The organism is Pontibacter ruber (assembly GCF_023630205.1).
GTDB classification, from domain to species: Bacteria; Bacteroidota; Bacteroidia; order Cytophagales; family Hymenobacteraceae; genus Pontibacter; species Pontibacter ruber.
Map to the genome: position 1 here is coordinate 287,933 of NZ_JALPRR010000003.1, position 16,661 is coordinate 304,593.

15 protein-coding genes are annotated in these 16,661 nt (G+C 50.3%); 6 read left to right on the forward strand and 9 right to left on the reverse strand.

What is annotated here, in order from left to right; translation table 11 throughout:
* Positions 1-32: 32 nt before the first annotated feature.
* From xseB to MJ611_RS13090, 3 genes are all read right to left on the reverse strand, one after another.
* A complete protein-coding gene (gene xseB / locus MJ611_RS13080) occupies positions 33-302 on the reverse strand; it encodes an exodeoxyribonuclease VII small subunit (RefSeq protein ID WP_250430262.1) in 270 nt (89 codons plus the stop codon).
* On the reverse strand, positions 295-1,860 hold the full coding sequence (xseA, locus tag MJ611_RS13085; RefSeq protein WP_250430263.1) for an exodeoxyribonuclease VII large subunit: 1,566 nt from the start codon (positions 1,858-1,860) through the stop codon (positions 295-297). Before xseA ends, xseB begins: the two co-directional genes overlap by 8 nt.
* A gap of 679 nt (positions 1,861-2,539) precedes the next feature.
* Entirely contained in the window at positions 2,540-4,018 is a 1,479-nt protein-coding gene (locus MJ611_RS13090; protein ID WP_250430264.1) for a helix-turn-helix domain-containing protein, read from the reverse strand.
* A 162-nt stretch (positions 4,019-4,180) separates the two neighbouring features.
* On the opposite strand from MJ611_RS13090, the gene aceB reads away from it, so the two are divergent.
* Complete coding sequence (gene aceB, locus MJ611_RS13095; RefSeq protein ID WP_250430265.1) at positions 4,181-5,779, forward strand: malate synthase A; 1,599 nt, start codon at positions 4,181-4,183, stop codon at positions 5,777-5,779.
* A 106-nt stretch (positions 5,780-5,885) separates the two neighbouring features.
* Positions 5,886-7,166, forward strand: coding sequence for an isocitrate lyase (gene aceA, locus MJ611_RS13100; protein ID WP_250430266.1), 1,281 nt, complete (start codon positions 5,886-5,888; stop codon positions 7,164-7,166).
* A 162-nt stretch (positions 7,167-7,328) separates the two neighbouring features.
* Here the strand turns inward: aceA and MJ611_RS13105 are convergent, their stop codons facing one another.
* From MJ611_RS13105 to MJ611_RS13120, 4 genes are all read right to left on the reverse strand, one after another.
* Positions 7,329-8,390 (reverse strand): CNNM domain-containing protein, encoded by a 1,062-nt coding sequence (locus MJ611_RS13105; protein WP_250430267.1) that lies wholly within the window; start codon positions 8,388-8,390, stop codon positions 7,329-7,331.
* Positions 8,391-8,449: 59 nt separating this feature from the next.
* A complete protein-coding gene (locus MJ611_RS13110) occupies positions 8,450-8,851 on the reverse strand; it encodes a hypothetical protein (protein WP_250430268.1) in 402 nt (133 codons plus the stop codon).
* A 133-nt stretch (positions 8,852-8,984) separates the two neighbouring features.
* Positions 8,985-10,394 (reverse strand): aldehyde dehydrogenase, encoded by a 1,410-nt coding sequence (locus tag MJ611_RS13115; RefSeq protein WP_250430269.1) that lies wholly within the window; start codon positions 10,392-10,394, stop codon positions 8,985-8,987.
* A 15-nt stretch (positions 10,395-10,409) separates the two neighbouring features.
* Positions 10,410-11,270: an SDR family oxidoreductase gene (locus tag MJ611_RS13120; RefSeq protein ID WP_250430270.1), complete on the reverse strand. Its 861-nt coding sequence runs from the start codon at positions 11,268-11,270 to the stop codon at positions 10,410-10,412.
* A 162-nt stretch (positions 11,271-11,432) separates the two neighbouring features.
* Here MJ611_RS13120 and MJ611_RS13125 point away from each other — a divergent pair, with 162 nt between their 5' ends.
* Together MJ611_RS13125 and MJ611_RS13130 are read left to right on the forward strand one after the other, a co-directional pair.
* Positions 11,433-12,278, forward strand: coding sequence for a hydroxymethylglutaryl-CoA lyase (locus MJ611_RS13125; RefSeq protein ID WP_250430271.1), 846 nt, complete (start codon positions 11,433-11,435; stop codon positions 12,276-12,278).
* A 2-nt stretch (positions 12,279-12,280) separates the two neighbouring features.
* Positions 12,281-13,018, forward strand: coding sequence for a (Fe-S)-binding protein (locus MJ611_RS13130; protein WP_250430272.1), 738 nt, complete (start codon positions 12,281-12,283; stop codon positions 13,016-13,018).
* A gap of 97 nt (positions 13,019-13,115) precedes the next feature.
* Here MJ611_RS13130 and MJ611_RS13135 read toward each other — a convergent pair whose 3' ends face one another.
* Positions 13,116-13,817 (reverse strand): hypothetical protein, encoded by a 702-nt coding sequence (locus MJ611_RS13135; RefSeq protein ID WP_250430273.1) that lies wholly within the window; start codon positions 13,815-13,817, stop codon positions 13,116-13,118.
* Between the two features lie 7 nt (positions 13,818-13,824).
* On the reverse strand, positions 13,825-14,463 hold the full coding sequence (locus tag MJ611_RS13140; protein ID WP_250430274.1) for an outer membrane beta-barrel protein: 639 nt from the start codon (positions 14,461-14,463) through the stop codon (positions 13,825-13,827).
* Between the two features lie 863 nt (positions 14,464-15,326).
* On the opposite strand from MJ611_RS13140, the gene MJ611_RS13145 reads away from it, so the two are divergent.
* Positions 15,327-16,211, forward strand: a complete 885-nt coding sequence (locus MJ611_RS13145) for a TIGR02587 family membrane protein (protein ID WP_250430275.1) — start codon at positions 15,327-15,329, stop codon at positions 16,209-16,211.
* A gap of 22 nt (positions 16,212-16,233) precedes the next feature.
* A complete protein-coding gene (locus tag MJ611_RS13150) occupies positions 16,234-16,647 on the forward strand; it encodes a hypothetical protein (RefSeq protein ID WP_250430276.1) in 414 nt (137 codons plus the stop codon).
* Positions 16,648-16,661: the final 14 nt, after the last annotated feature.

The following is a 16,661-nucleotide window of genomic DNA, read 5'->3' on the forward strand; positions in this document are numbered from 1 at the left end:
ATTAGCAGGGGCCTTTTCATTTATCAAAGTGTCTAAAAAAGCTTACCGTTACCCTGCGGATTCCGGTCGTCGGTTGGCTGCGACTTCTGAGGAGGTTCGCAGTTCTCCTCGTTGAATACCTGGTTGATGGCATTCTCGGCACTGCGCAGCTTGTCTTTGCAGAGCTTGATGAGTTGGGAGGAACGCTGTACTTTCTGGGTGAGCTCGTCAACGTCGACGGCGTCGTTCTCAATGGCGCGCAGAATCTCGTCCAATTCCTGAACGGCCTCGCGGTAAGTCATGCTGTTGATATCTTTATTCATTGTTTTCGTCTTTATTTACAATCAGGCTGTGGAGGGTACCGTCCTTGAGCCTGGTTTCTACTACATCTCCTGTTTTTACTTCTCCTATACTTTTAATGATCTTCCCGTTCAGCAAGGTAAGGGTATAACCCCGTAGCAGCAGCCTTTCCGGATCATTGGCTTTGATGCTCATGTCAAGCAGACTGATGCGGTGCGCCTCTGTCTGCAGCTTTTGCCGGGTGCAGTAGGCTACTTTATCTTTCCGCTGCACAAACTGCAGCTGTGTTCTTTTCAGCTTGTCTTTGGCTTCTGTTTCGATGCAGTGCACCAGCTTGTTCAGGTCGTGCTCTTTCATGTGCAGCCAGCGCTGGCCTATGCCCTCCACACACACCGACTGCTCGCTCAAACGCCTTTCGCGCTCGTGCAGCATGTCTTTGGTCGAGGACTTTATATCCCGCTCCAGGTCGCTTACCAGGTGCTTCTGGTTGTCCAGGAAAGACTTTGGCTTGAGTAGTAACGCCCGTGAGAGCAGCTCCAGTTTCTCTTTCCGGCCCTGCAGGTGCTCGTTTGTCAGGTTCGAAAGTTTCAGGCTTTGGCGCTCAAGCCGGTCACCGGTTAGTTTTATCTGTTGTGTCGAAAACATCCGGATGCTATCGAACAGGCTTTCTGCATATTCTTCTGCTGCCCTGGATTTGTCTACGATAAAGTTAGCAACCGCTGTTGGTGTTTTCAGGCGGGTGTGCGCTACCAGGTCAGCTATACTTTCGTCGCGCTCGTGGCCAATGCCCGTAAGCACCGGCAGCGGTGAATACCCGATAGAGGAGGCTACCGCATAGTCATCAAAGCAACTCAGGTCGGTTTGAGAGCCTCCGCCACGGATCAGCACAATGGCATCAAAGTGCTCTTTATACTTTGCCACCAGCTCCATCGCCCGTTCTATTGATGCCGGAGCCTCGTTACCCTGAACAGTAGCTGGTACAAGCCGGGTGCTGAAGGTGTAGCCAAACGCATTGTTTTCCAGTTGGTGGATGAAGTCCTGGTAACCGGCTGCCGTAGCAGAAGAAATAACGGCCAGGCGCTGCAGTACGGGTGGCAGTTCCAGCTCTTTGTTAGCAGTAAGCAAGCCTTCTGCTTCCAGTCGCTTAAGCGTTTCCTGCCGCTGACGTGCCAGGTCGCCGATGGTATAGTTCGGGTCGATGTTGACGATATCGAGGCTCAGGCCATACAGCTCGTGAAAGCGCACATTGGCTTGAAAGAGGATCTTCAGGCCTGCCTTCAGTGGCTGTCCGGTTTTATCCTCGAAGTAGCGGCCCAGCATCTGGTAACGCGTGCTCCAGATCGTGGCTCTGGCCTGTGCCAGCATCTGACCGCGTGGATCGTCGCCTTTGTCTACCAGGTTCAGGTAGCAATGGCCTTTGCGCCGGTCCGGCGACACCTGCGCGATCTCGGCCACAACCCAATAGCTCTCCGGAAACGCCACTTCCAACTCTTCGCGAATCTGCTGGTGCAGCTCAAAGAGGGAAAGCGGAGCATGAAACTCCTCGTAAACGGTGGTTTGTCTGAAAAATAATTGAGCCATGCGCAGGGTAATCAAACTAATCCCGAAGGTAAAAATTTTTAGGCAAAGCGTGTTGAGGAAATTAGGAATTAGAAATTATGAATTATGAATGGAGTGATCCTCATACCGGCGCTCTCTTAAAACAAGGGAGATCTGAATCCGCTAAAGTATAAACCCGCCCTAACCCCTTAGAGGAGGGGAGTAGGCCTTTGCTAGTTAACTAGTGCATGTTTCATCGTTGCTGTTATCCAACCACCCCTGCCCCTCCTTGTCTAAGGAGGGGAGCTTGGCTGTTGCTTCTTCCCAAGTAGAAGTTTCATTGCTGCAGGTATCGCGCTGACAGGTCGCGACCTGTCCCTACAAATGGTTCCGGTTGCATAGCTGCTTACGAAGCAGTGTCATTTCCAGTCCTTGGGTGGGGGTAGGGGCCCTCTTTAAAGAGCGCCTTCTGGGTTTCCGGTGCCACGACAGTGGCAGCCGTTAGGCAGGAAAGCTAGACAGCGCGATGCCCTTCATCGAGGGCCCCTACCCCCAGGACGAGGCCCCGCGGCCGTGAGCGCACCAAAAGTAGCTATGAAACTATAGGCAAGTAAGACTGAGGATAGAAAGTAGCTACGATAGCAAAGGCTTGTTAGAAGCAAGTATAAGCTTCAGCTAAGGAACTGTAGCAGATTTATCACTCTGCTCGAAATGACAAACGCTATTTCAACCCTTCAATAATCTTCATCACATTCTCCTGCCATTGCTGTTTCTCCAGGACAACCGGCGGTGCGGCTCGCTCCAGGCAATCTACAGCAGGGCAGCGTTCGCAGGTTTCGTTTACCAGGCGGCGTAAGATGGCCGGATCATTTAAGAATTTGATCTTGCGCTGTAGATTTTCATTCAGGAGCAGGCCTATACTTACTGTTCCGTTCAGTTGTTCGGCCGGCTTTGCCAGTGCCAGTACCAGGTACTCGTTGGTGGAGTTGATATAAGACGAACGCTGAATGCCTATGATGGGCTGGTCCATGTTCCCGCTGGTTTTTTGCTTTTCAACCTCTTCAAAGAGCGTAAGGGAAATCCAGCGGCGGCAGTAATGCTCGTTCAGAAAAGAAGCGTGTGGGTTGTGAAGGCCAGAAAGGTGCAGTTCTTTGGTCAGGGAATACGCGTCAAAGGCCGGATCGTGGTGGAAACGCAGGAAAAACAGCTGCCGGATATTAAAGAAACGCGGCAGGAGAGACGTCATGCGGTGAAGCAGCGTTTCCGGTGATGTGTTATAGTTCTCCATGATCTGCAGCAGGCGCTGCGGGTTCCAGGTTGGTTCGTTAAAGAACAACTGGATGTCCTGCACCAGGCGGTCGCGGTTCAATAGCAGGGCACCGGCAAAGTAAGAAGCTTTAAAGTTGTTCAGCACCTCTTCAAAAGATCCCACCCGCACCCAGGTAGAAGTATAAGGCCGGTCGTGCAGCTGCAGAAACTGAAAACCTAATTCACGGGCCAGGGCGAACGTACGCTGCTGTTCTGTCAGAGTAGGGTTCAGCAGCAGGCGCGGAGTAGCTCCTGTTACCAGTACTGTCCGTAACGGAGCCAGTTCGTGTACGTGCTGAATTGTCTCTGTTTCAATTTTTATGTTAAATGAAGTTTGCAGTACCTGTGCCAGTTGCTCATAAGTAGGCGTCTGCTCGGGGTTCAGCTGGAACTGTTCCATAAACCGCTCTACTTCCACCTCCAGCTCCTCAAAATAATTATCGTGCAGTTCCTGGTAGGAGCGGAGTGCTGAAAAGTAAAATTGCTCCACGCGCAGGTCGAAAGCGCGCGAAATTTCCAGAAGCGTGTTGATGAAAGCACTGAGTTTAGCTGGAGCAGTGGCAAACAGGTCGAGCAGGCGGCTGATGTCCAGACCAAAATGTTCCAGCGGCAACTCTTTCAGGATGTTGGAACGTAGCAGCTCTCCCACAGGCTGAAGTCGCTTTGAAAGTTGCAGCGATACCAGGTAGTCATAGGTAACCCCTAAAGCATCTGCAATCACAGCTATCTTGCTTGGCTTCGGGTGCTTTTTCCCTTTCTCTATCTCGTTCAGGTACGAAACAGAAATATCTGTAGCAGTGGCAAGATCTGTTAAGGATATATCTTTTTCCAGGCGGAGCTGCTTGATTTTCAGGCCTAAAATGATCCGGATGACATCTTCTTCTAACCGCATACTTCTGTTTTTTATACTTCTACAACGAATAAAGTACCTTTTGCGATTATTTCCTAAAAACGTATAAAATATTTTTAGCGAATTTTCGCTAAAAATGTAAACTGCGCGTATAAGTTGAAAAAGCAGCTAAAAGTATAGTATAACCGCTTAAAATTCAATGATATGTTAGTAGAGAGCACCACCGAAGTAAAAGGAACCCTTACCAATGAATTTAAAACTGTCCTTACACCTGAGGCGCTTGAGTTTCTGGAGATGCTTCATCAACGATTTGAAGCAAAGCGTGAGCAACTTTTGGCTGAGCGGGTAAAACGCCAGGAGCGCATCGATGCCGGCGAACTGCCTGATTTTCTGCCTGAATCTGCTGAGATCCGAAAAGGAAGCTGGAAAGTAGGTTCTATTCCGGAGGACCTGCAAATGAGACGGGTGGAAATAACAGGACCTGTTGACCGCAAAATGGTGATCAACGCACTGAACTCTGGGGCCAATGTGTTTATGGCCGACTTCGAGGATGCCAATTCACCTACCTGGGAAAACGTGGTGCAGGGGCAGATCAACCTGCGCGATGCCATCCGACGCGACATTGATTTTACAGTGCAGAACGGCAAGACCTACCGCCTGAAAGAGCAAGTAGCCGTGCTGGTCGTGCGCCCAAGAGGCTGGCATTTGCCGGAGAAGCACCTGACCATAGGTGGCAAGGCGATATCCGCCTCGCTGTTCGATTTTGGTTTATACTTCTTCCATAATGCAAAAGAACTCATTGCCCGGGATACCGGTCCATACTTCTACCTGCCCAAGCTGGAGAGCCACCTGGAGGCGCGCCTCTGGAATGAAGTATTTGTGGCAGCGCAGGAAGCACTGGATATTCCGGTGGGTACCATCAAAGCCACTGTATTGATCGAAACCATACTGGCTGCATTCGAAATGGACGAGATCCTTTACGAGCTGCGTGAGCACATTGTGGGCCTGAATGCCGGCCGTTGGGACTACATCTTCAGCGCCATCAAGAAGTTCCGGAGCAAACCGGACGTATTGTTCCCGGACCGTACTGCCGTTACCATGCAGGTACCCTTTATGCGGGCCTATACCAACCTGCTGGTGCAGACCTGCCACAAGCGTGGCGCGCATGCCATGGGCGGTATGGCAGCCTTTATCCCAAGCCGCCAGGACCCTGTTGTAAATAAAAATGCTTTTGAGAAAGTAGATGCCGACAAAGCTTTTGAAGCGAAGAATGGTTTCGACGGCACCTGGGTGGCGCACCCGGACCTGGTACCGGTAGCCAGAGCCGCTTTCGATAAGGTGCTGGGCGACAAACCACACCAGAAAGATGTACTGCGCGAAGAGGTGCAGGTAAAGGCAGCGGATCTGCTCAACTTCAAAATAGAAGGAGGCAAGATCACGGAAGCAGGCCTGCGGCTGAACATCAACGTGGGCATCATGTACCTGGGCAATTGGCTTTGCGGCACCGGTGCTGCTGCCATTCACAACCTTATGGAGGACGCTGCTACCGCCGAGATCTCCCGTGCACAGGTATGGCAGTGGCTGCACCAGGAAGGTACGCTTACCGATGACGGCCAGCCGATCACAGAAGAGCGTGTGCTGCAGCTGATCAAAGAAGAGACAGACAACATCCGGGAAGAAGTTGGCCTTGCTACTTTCAAGAACTGTCACTTCGAGAAAGCTTCGCAGCTCTTCGCCGAGCTTGTGTTCAGTACCTGCTTTGTGGAATTCCTGACACTGCCCGCTTACAAGTACATCGATTAAGAAATAATAAGCCGTGAAGAATGGCTAATTCTTGATTGTACATTCTTCACGGCTTATTACTCCCTGCTTAAATCATTTATCATCAATCATTAATCATTCATTCGCCATGAGCAAGCAAGATAGAATCAAACAGATCGAGAAGGATTGGATCGAAAACCCGCGCTGGAAAGGTATCATCAGAACGTATAGCGCCGAGGAAGTGGTAAAGCTGCAGGGCTCGGTAAAGATCGAGTACTCACTGGCCAAACAAGGTGCCGAAAAGCTATGGCGTTTGCTGAATTCAGAAGATTACGTGGCTGGTCTGGGAGCTCTTACCGGTAATCAGGCAGTGCAGGAAGTGCAGGCCGGCCTGAACGCCATTTACCTGAGCGGCTGGCAGGTGGCAGCCGATGCCAACCTGGCCGGGCACATGTACCCGGATCAGAGCCTTTACCCGGCTGACAGCGTACCGGCTGTGGTAAAAAAAATCAACAACGCCCTGCTGCGTGCCGACCAGATCCAGTCGGTAAACGGAGAAGGAGAAATAGACTGGATGGTGCCGATCGTGGCGGACGCGGAGGCTGGTTTTGGCGGTAACCTGAACGCTTTCGAACTGATGAAGATGATGATCGAGGCAGGAGCCTCCGGCGTGCACTTTGAAGACCAGTTATCATCTGCCAAGAAGTGCGGCCACCTGGGGGGTAAGGTATTGGTGCCAACACAGGAGGCGATCAACAAGCTGATCGCTGCACGCCTTGCTACGGATGTGATGGGTGTGCCAACGATTGTAGTAGCCCGTACCGATGCCGATGCCGCCAACCTGATCACCAGCGATATCGACCCGCGCGACCATGAGTTTATTATTCAGGGCGAGCGTACGAGCGAAGGATTTTACCGGGTGCGCAACGGCATTGAGCAGGGTATAGCCAGAGGCTTGTCTTATGCGCCTTACGCCGACCTGATCTGGATGGAGACTTCGAACCCGGACCTGGAGTATGCCCGTCGGTTTGCCGAGGCCATCCATGCAGAGTATCCGGGCAAGCTGCTGGCTTATAACTGCTCTCCATCCTTTAACTGGGCAGCCAAACTGAGCGTGAAAGAAATGGAGACCTTCCGCGAAGAGCTAGCCGCCATGGGCTACAAATTCCAGTTCATTACACTGGCCGGCTTCCACTCACTCAACACCAGTATGTTCGAATTGGCGAAGGCTTACAAAGAGCGCGGCATGGCCGGTTATTCTGAGCTGCAGGAACGGGAGTTTGCACTGGTAAAAGATGGCTTCAAGGCCGTAAAGCACCAGTCGTTTGTAGGCACCGGATACTTTGATGCGGTACAGAACACCGTTACTTCCGGGCAGGCTTCTACAGCTGCGCTGGTTGGCTCTACCGAAGAAGAGCAGTTCCATTAACAGGTAATTTCAGGAGTAATAGACATGCAACAGGGCCAGGCGTATACTTAAGCCTGGCCCTGTTGTTTAGTAGAGAGTATAACCCCGGAATGCTTTAAATCCCACCATCATACTTTGGAACAAGCTACGAACTCGCACCAAAGTATAGTCAGAATTTATACTTCATGTTTCATTCCGGTCCACGTTATAGCCGAAGCGTTGGGAACGTTTTTCCCATTTGGTTCGTGCCCATTCCTGCAGGTCGGCCACGTCGTCCATCTCATCCATGATCTCGGCGCCAAGTAAGGTTTCGATCAGATCCTCCATCGATACAATGCCTGCAGTGCCGCCATACTCATCCACCACAATGGCAATGTGGTCTTTATTTTTCATCAGGTTGTTGAACAGCAAAGGAATAGGCATGTGCTCGTGTACTACCTGTATCTTCCGCTTTATACTTTTCAACGGCAAGTTGCCTTGCTGCTGGATGATCTTCTGCATTACGTCATCTTTCAGAACATAGCCTGTAATGTTGTCGATGGAGGTGGAGTAGATGGGAATGCGGGAGTGGCGCAGGCTGGTAGCCTGTTTAAAAAAAGCAGCAATGGTCTGGTCTTCCTGTGCTCCGCTTATAACCGTGCGGGGCGTCATGATATGGCGTACCTGGATGTTGTTAAAGCTTAAGATGTTGTGTATGATCTTCGACTCGCCCATTTTTAAGATTCCTTCTTTGATGCCGATCTCTGTCATGGCCGTAAAGTCGGCGCGGCTTAGTACACTTCGCTCTTTATCAGTCTTCAACCTTTTGGTGATAAACTGCGACAGGAGGATGATCGGGTAAAGGGGCGAGTAGATCATGATCTTGAGCGTGCGCACGGTAAAAGGAGTAAGCTGCTTCCAGTAGTTGGCTCCAAGCGTTTTCGGTATTATCTCGGTTAGCAGCAGTATCACGATCGTCAGCGCTATAGAAACCAGCGTGAGGTACTCCTCGCCCCAAAGTTTTTGCGCCTGTGCACCCACACCAGCCGCTCCGATAGTATGAGCAAAGGTGTTGAGCGTAAGTATGGCTGCCAATGGCCTGTCGATGTTGTCTTTGAAGTGCTGCAGGTCCTTGCCAACCTCCGGCTTCTGCTGGCTGATGATGCTGGCATAAGAGGGTGTAATGCTTAGCAGCGTAGCCTCCAGCAGAGAGCACAAAAAAGACAAAATCAGGGCGATTGATAAGTATAGGAGTAATAAACCCATGCGTGGTTCAAAGGAGTTTCTAAAAGGTAAATCGGGTTAAAGCGTAATGCTTTCCATCGTTAATGCACCACCCGTAGTATGGGCTCCGGCAATTGCTGATGGGTCTCATGATCGATGGTGAAGTAGCCAACCTGGCTGGGACCATAGCCCAGGTCCAGCTCCACGAATTTGTTTTGTTCCGGCAGCATACGGATTACTTCCTGCTGCAACTGCTCATACTGTTCCAGCAGCTGCTGCATTTTCTGCTCTGCCGCGTTTAGTTTCTCGTCATTCTGTTCGTCGGCTGTTGCTACGGGATGCTCTTCCTGGGCATGCGCTGCGCCGGCTACCTGCCAGTGGCGCTGCAGCGAAAGCAGCTCTACTTCCAGCAGCCTGATTTCGCGTTCTGTGTGCAGGTATTCTTTTACTTTTTCCTCCAGTGGCACCAGAGATTCGTCCATGTATTCGATCAGGTTTTCCATAGGTTTAAGGGGCTATAGTGTTGCTCTGTAACGTATACGCAGGCGCTGCATAATAATTTATACTTTGTTTCTGCAAAAAGCCCGGAGCAATAACAGGCGGAAGTATGTGGGGCATACATCCGCCTGTTTTATTCTATAGCCACTTAAAAGCTTTGCGTATGAGCGGAAGTTTATTTCCGTAGGGCGGGTAGCGGAGTGGCAAATCCAGCCAGGTGCCGCGCTTCACCACACTTTTCTGATTAGAGAACAGATCAAAGCTTTGCTGCCCGTGGTAGCTGCCCATGCCGCTGCTGCCTACCCCACCAAAAGGAAGGTTCGGGTTAATCAGGTGAGAGATCGTATCGTTAATACAGCCGCCTCCAAAATGTACCCGCTGCAACACTTCTTCCTGCAACTCCTGGCTTTGGGAGAAAAGGTAAAAAGCCAGCGGCCGCTCGTGTGCATTCACGGTTTGGATTACCTCTTCTATAGTGTTGAAAGTGAGCACCGGCAGCAAGGGGCCGAAAATTTCTTCCTGCATGATCGGGTGCTGCCACGTTACCTGGTCTACCACGGTAGGGGCGATGTAGCGGGCAGTGTCGTCGGTTTGTCCGCCAACTCTAACATGTACATCCTGCAGGTAACTGCTGAGCCGGTCGAAGTGGCGGTCGTTGATGATGCGGGCGTAATCCGGGCTGGACGCCGGATCCTCGCCATAGAACTGCGCGATCGTAAGCCGCAGCTGCTCGATCAGTTCTTCTTTTACCTGCTCGTGCACCAGTACGTAATCCGGGGCTACACACGTTTGCCCGGCATTCAGGAACTTGCCCCAGGCAATGCGCCTTGCTGCCAGGTCCAGGTCTGCGTCTTCGGTAACTATTACCGGGCTTTTTCCGCCGAGCTCGAGCGTAACGGGTGTCAGGTGTTCCGCAGCTGCTTTCATCACAATGCGCCCTACGGGAGTGCTGCCCGTAAAAAAGATGTAGTTGAAGCGTTCTGCCAACAGGTGTTGCGTGGTGCGTACGCCACCTTCCACAGCCGAAACATAGCCTTCATCAAACGTAGCGTTTATAAGGCGGGCAATAACTTCGGAAGTAGCCGGGGTTAACTCCGATGGCTTTACGATGGCACAGTTGCCAGCTGCTATGGCTCCGATCAAAGGGTTGAGAACGAGTTGCAAGGGGTAGTTCCAGGGGCCGATGATCAGGGCAATGCCGTAAGGTTCGGAGTAGATGTAGCTGCGTGCCGGAAAGTTGACCAGCGTTTCCTTTACTTTGCGCGGCTTTACCCACTTGTTTAATTGTTTAAGTACAAGGCGCAATTCCTGCTCTACAAAACCCACTTCGGTGGCAAAGCTTTCGAAGGCAGGTTTTCGGAAATCCTGGTACATGGCGTCGAAAAGCTCCTGCTCATGGCGGAGCAGGGCATCCAGCAGGCGGTTTAGCTGCTCCCTCCGGAATTCTACCGATAAGGTTTTGCCTGTTGCAAAGAAGCGACGTTGTTTTTCGACAAGGTTCTGGACGAGGTGTGATTCTAGTTCTAAGGGTGAAGCGGTTTGTTTCATAGCGTATGCTTGGGGTTAGGGGGTTAGGGTGTCGGTAGCTCGCTTCTCCGGAACAGCAACAGGGCCAGGACGGCCCGAAAACTTATCCATCGAAGTATAAACCTTGAAGGTTTTGCCCACCACTGCGTCGAAAATGCGGGTAGGAAGTATACCCCGGAGCAGTGGCAGCAGGTTAACGATAAAAGGTTTGCGCAGGATGATCTTGTTCTCTTTTACAGCTTCCAGGATCGCGTTGGCTATGGTTTCGGGTTGCAGAATAGGCGTAAGCAGCGGTGCTTTTACCCCGGCGAACATACCGGTATCGATGTAGCTTGGGGTTACGGTGGTAACGTGCAGGTGGGGGCTCATCTGTTCAAGCTCCAGCCGCAGGCTTTCCGACCACCCGAGCACCGCCCATTTGCTGGCCGCGTACACGCTCATGCGGGGGTTAGGCAGCAGACTGGCCGCAGAAGCTATGTTCACTACATGGCCGTGGCCCTGCTGTAGCATAGCCGGCAGAAAAACCCGGGTAGCGGCCATGGCTCCCAGCACATTGATGTTGAGCGTACGCTCGATCTCAAAAAGCGAATGTTCAGCAAAGCGCTTGCCTACCACAATACCTGCATTGTTGATCAGGATGGATGGGGTGCCCGCTTCGCGCAGTACCCGGTCTGCTGTACGTTCCACTTCGGCCAGGTTGCCTATGTCCACCAGGTAGGGGTGTACCTGATAGCCCTGAGCTTCAAATTCAGCTGCGACCAGTTGCAGGTTTTCAGGGTTAATGTCCCAGATGACCAAGCGGGAAGCACCCTGCTGCAGGCATTTCTGGCCCATCAGTTTGCCAATGCCGGAGGCGCCGCCGGTGATAAGTACAGTACTGTTGCTGATCCGGGTCATTTAGCTAAAATTTGTTTTAAAAGAAAAAATCTTTCACCGGAATATACAGAACTCAAATCAAATATAAAAGTATAAGCGCAAGTTACTTCGGCGCGGACAATTCAAATGTGTATCTTTGAAAGGCTGCCAACCGAACGGCGGCACCTGTAAGAATCCTGACCTATGAAAATAATTGAGTGCCCGCGCGATGCCATGCAGGGGCTGAAGCAGTTCATTCCTACCGAAGTCAAGATCGACTACATCAACACCCTGCTGAAAGTGGGCTTCGACACGATCGATTTTGGCAGCTTCGTTTCTCCGAAAGCCATACCGCAAATGCGCGACACGGCCGAAGTGCTGGCCAACCTGGACCTGGATAACACCAGATCAAAGCTGCTGGCCATTATTGCCAATGTGCGCGGGGCAGAGGATGCAGCCCAGCACCAGCAGATAAATTACCTGGGTTTCCCGCTGTCGGTATCGGAAACGTTTCAGGAGCGCAACACCAACAAAAGTATAGCCGAGGCCATGGAGCAACTGGCACACATCCAGGACATCTGCGGACGGCACGATAAATCGCTGGTTACCTACATCTCGATGGGTTTTGGCAACCCCTACGGAGATCCATGGAATGCAGAAACGGTGATCCGGTTTGTGGAGGACCTGGATAAGCTGGGCGTAAAGATCATCTCGCTTTCGGACACCATCGGCATGTCGAACCCGGAGATCATCACCTACCTGTTCGGAAGCCTGATCCCGGCGTTCCCGCACATTGAGTTTGGCGCGCACCTGCACACCACACCTGCTACCTGGCAGGAGAAAGTGGACGCCGCCTACAACGCCGGCTGCCTTCGCTTTGACGGGGCCATCCGGGGGTATGGCGGTTGCCCGATGGCCAAGGACGAACTGGTGGGCAACATGGCTACAGAAAATCTGGTCGGCTATTTCGAAAATAAAGGTTTAAATTTGGAGTTGAACAAAGAGGCATTTCAGGCGGCAATGGCGCAGTCTGTAGCTGTCTTTTCCTGATTATGGCAAGAACAATCGTAGATATTTTTATACCCTGCTTCGTGGACCAGCTGTTCCCGGAAACAGGCATGAACATGGTAAAAGTGCTGGAGCGCGTAGGCTGCGAGGTAAACTATAACCCCAACCAGACCTGCTGCGGACAACCTGCTTTTAACGCCGGCTTTTTTGACGAAGCCCGCGAGGTAGCCACCAAATTCCTGGATGATTTCTCGAACGAGACCTCGCATTACATCGTGGCGCCATCGGCATCGTGCGTGGGTATGGTGCGCAACGCCTACCAGGATATTTTTGTGAAGTCGTCGAACCTGGTGAAGTACCGCACCATGCAGAAGAAAGTATACGAGTTTACCGAGTTTCTGACAGATGTGCTGGGCGTAACCAGTATACCGGGTGCTTCGCTGCCGGGCGTGTACACCTACCACGATTCGTGCAGCGCTTTGCGTGAGTGCCACATCAAAGCAGGGCCGCGTGCACTGCTGAGCAACGTGGAAGGGCTGGATCTGGTGGAGATGGTAGACAACGAAACCTGCTGTGGCTTTGGCGGTACCTTCGCTGTTAAGTTCGAAGCCATCTCCGTGGCAATGGCCGAGCAGAAAGTAGAAAACGCCCTGGCTACCGGCGCGGATTACATTGTATCCACAGACAGCAGCTGCCTGATGCACCTGGAGGCCTACATCCAGAAGCAGAAAAAGCCGATCAGAACAATGCACATCGCTGACGTGCTGGCGAGTGGGTGGTAAAGTATAGACGCTTGACGTAAGACGTTAGATATTATAGAAACAGCAGCGGCCTCACTTAATTAGGTGAGGCCGCTGCTGTTTTTGAGGAAGTGTTTATTTACTTTCTCAGAAAATAGGTCATACCAAAGTTCACATTCATACTTGAGAAGTCAAGTTTCACCACATTGGATTTATAAGGTTGAGAGCCAAAATCAGGATTTGCAGAGAGAAATTTGTGGCGGGTATAAGAAAGGGCTCCAAGATTTGCGGAGAATCCTAAGTTTTTTAATGCAAAATACGTCAGGCCGGGAGACAGGGCTGTATAAAAATTCGTTTCCTCCTCCTTATGATCAACTATTTCGTTCACGTTTCTTCCACGAGTAAGCTTTAGGTGCCTGTTACTTATTCCAGCAGAAAGTGTGAAGTGAGCCGCAAGTTTTCCTGTCAGATACTTATACTGCCTGGCATATACCCTGTAGTCTATTTTATGCTCATCGTAGCTAGAATAAGTTTCGTCCCAGGGATGATCAATTGGTTTGTCTAGCCTAAAACCTTCCCACCAATCTTCATGATTATCCTGGTATATGTAAAGTATAGCCCCTAACTCCAGGTTGTCTTTTACAAAGCCGCCAATAGAAGGCGCTAACGTTGTTGTTCTTATCCTGCCAAACATACTCCCTTGCTCCACGAATTCTGAACGATGTTTGACCTGCCAGTGGGCAAGGGTTCCTGTAAAAGTAATGGTGCCTTTCGTGGTCTGAGCCCTTGTGTTCACAGAAAGCAATGTTACAAACACGAATAGTAGTAGCCTCTTCATCATGAACTCGTTAACGCACTATGAAATAATTTAACCCGAACTGAAGCGAGTTCAATGAGATGTCAGCCCCAAAAGTTTCAGAGCTACTGTAGAATGCCCCTTCAACACTATTAACTGGTTTTTCTTTGCTGTTAAGATAATAGATAGCTGAGTACGAGATGAAAGCACCTAGTTTAGGTGTAACAGTGTATAAAAAGCCAGGAGTGAGTTTTGTGTTGAAATAGTTTGTATTATGGGTTTTGACTTCTGAAGGGTACTCTTCGCCTTTGCGTTTTATTCCACCAAAACCGGCTCCAGCCATCACCGTCCCATAGAGGTATAGTTTCTCCTCGAGTGCAACATATTTAGTAGTATAGATAGACAATCCAATGCTTTGGGCCTTTGAAAAGTTTTCTGTTTCGTTGTAATAGTAGCTGTCTTGAGAATGAGAAAGATTTAGCGCTGCCCCCACTTCTGTTCTATCTTTGATAAAATAACCTACATAAGGATTTAGGCTGATTCTCCTATACCGAGATGAGTTGTTATCACGCTTACTCCCTTCATTAAAAAAACTTACAGTACCTCCTATAGCCACAGTACCCTTTGTCGTTTGTGCAAATGCCCCGGTGCCCAGTAGCGTCAGCGCTGCGGCTGCTAATAATTTCTTCATGTTTGTTTTTATAGTTGGAAGATGTAAAACAAAGATAGAATTAATTATATATACTAAAAGAACTATTGAAGAAAGGTGAGCTTTATGTAGGAAACTCAGCACAGAAAACGCGTTCTTGACTGCTGAGTAACATTCTGAAAAAATACAATTATTTAAAAGCAAACGGCTAGTATAAATACGTAAGGGATTTCGGCAAACACTTGAATTGCAGAGATAATGCCTATTTTGTACCTCAAGCATCTACTCTGCTTGGTGGCAGGGCGTATAAGCAGGTAACGGTTCTACAGAAGCAGGCTTTCAGGAAAAGACGTTCGGTTGGTTGAGTCTTTCCTGCATCAATTTTAAGAAACTTGATGGTAGCATGTTGGAAAACAGAAGCATTGTATAACCGCTTATTGTTGAAATCGTGGCAAGGCCGCCCTTATTTGGGTGCTAAGGGCGGTACTTCCATGTACAGGTTATGGGAGCCAGTGAAAATGGTTGAGCTAACAGGTGGTTGGAGCTGGCTCCCCTAACTTTTATTAAACATAACTTTCTTCCTTTACCATGCAGCAGGAAAAAGTATGCTTCTACACGTTTCGCGTTCTATACTTGTTGTGCCTTCCTTTCTTTTTGCTCTTCTCTGCCGACGTTCCGGGCTGTTTTATTAAAAGCGTGCACGATAAGTATGCAAACACTTATTCAGATGCAAATGCGTATAAAGCCTCGATACAAACCAGGTGGAACTGGTTTGAAAAATGTCCAATTTATGTTGCTTAGGCTTGAGACAGAAGAGGACAGGAATAGGTCTGCCAGAGCAGCTGTTACCAAAACCAACCCAAAGTAGGTAACTGAAACCGGCAGGCTGTTGAATAGAAAGAAAAATGAAGCACCTGTTAGAAGAAGAGAAAAAGATAAACTGCAGGCCCGTTCGCAAGTCGCTGAAAGAGTATGCGCGTGGCATAGCCGGGGGACTGTTGTTTAGTTTTCCGTTGCTCTTTACGATGGAAGTATGGTGGGCCGGATTTATGGCTACGCCTATGCAGCTGTTGCTGCTGGTAGTGGTAACGTACGTGCTGCTGCTGGGATATAACCGCTACGCAGGGCTGCGGGCAGATACTTCGTGGCGCACCATCATCATCGATTCGGTGGAGGAAATGGGTATCGGTATCCTGATCTCGTTCCTGGTATTGCTTATGCTAAACCGCATTCAGTTCCACGATATGGCGCTGGAGGAGATCATGGGCAAAACGATCATCGAAGCCATGGTTGTCTCCATTGGGGTGTCGATTGGAACAGCGCAGCTTGGCGTTAGCAGCGAAGACGACGAATCCAGGCCTGAGGAGGAAACGAATGATGCATCCGGTACAAAGTGGTCGCTGGATATGGGGCTGGTGGTGCTTGCTTTTTGCGGGGCCATTATTGTTGGAGGCAATGTGGCACCTACTGAAGAAGTAGTGATGCTGGCCGTAGAAGCGGAGGCTATCCACCTGCTGGTAATGGCACTTGCTTCGCTGTTTATCAGCGTAGTAGTTGTGTTCTTCAGCGACTTTAAAGGGTCTGTAGAGAAGGCACCTGACAACCTGGTCTACGGTCTTATAGTGGATACCTGCGTCAGCTATGTGGTAGCACTTGCGGCCTCCGCATTTAGCCTGTGGTTTTTCGGGCGCTTTGATGGGGTGAGCTTTGACGTAGCTGTTGCCGAATGCATCGTATTGGGAGTGCTGGCATCCTTAGGCGCCTCAGCCGGAAGGCTGCTGATCAGGTAACATCGGATCACATTGATTTGAAATGGAAAAAACTAAAAGAAAATACCGGGAAGGAGACGACTCCAAAAACCCGCTGGAGTGGACGGTGTTTGCGGTGAGCCTGCTGCTGATCGTGTCCATACTTGGCTACCTGGGGCATCAGGCATATACCTATGTGCCAACCTCCCCGGATATACAGGTAAAGTACCGTCCTGATCCTTCGGTACAGGCGCCTTATCGCTATCACGTCTCCATCATTAATCTGGGCAACCAGACAGCAGAAGAAGTGCTGGTAGAACTTGCGCTAAAGCGAGGCAGCGATGAGCTGGAAACAGCCGAGCTGCAGATTCCCTTTGCTCCAAAAGAATCGGAGCGGGAAGGTTGGGTGACGTTTAAGACAAACCCGGCCACTGCCGATACGGTAGCAGCCCGTGTCATGAGTTATAAAAAACCTTAAAGCTGTTTTGTATA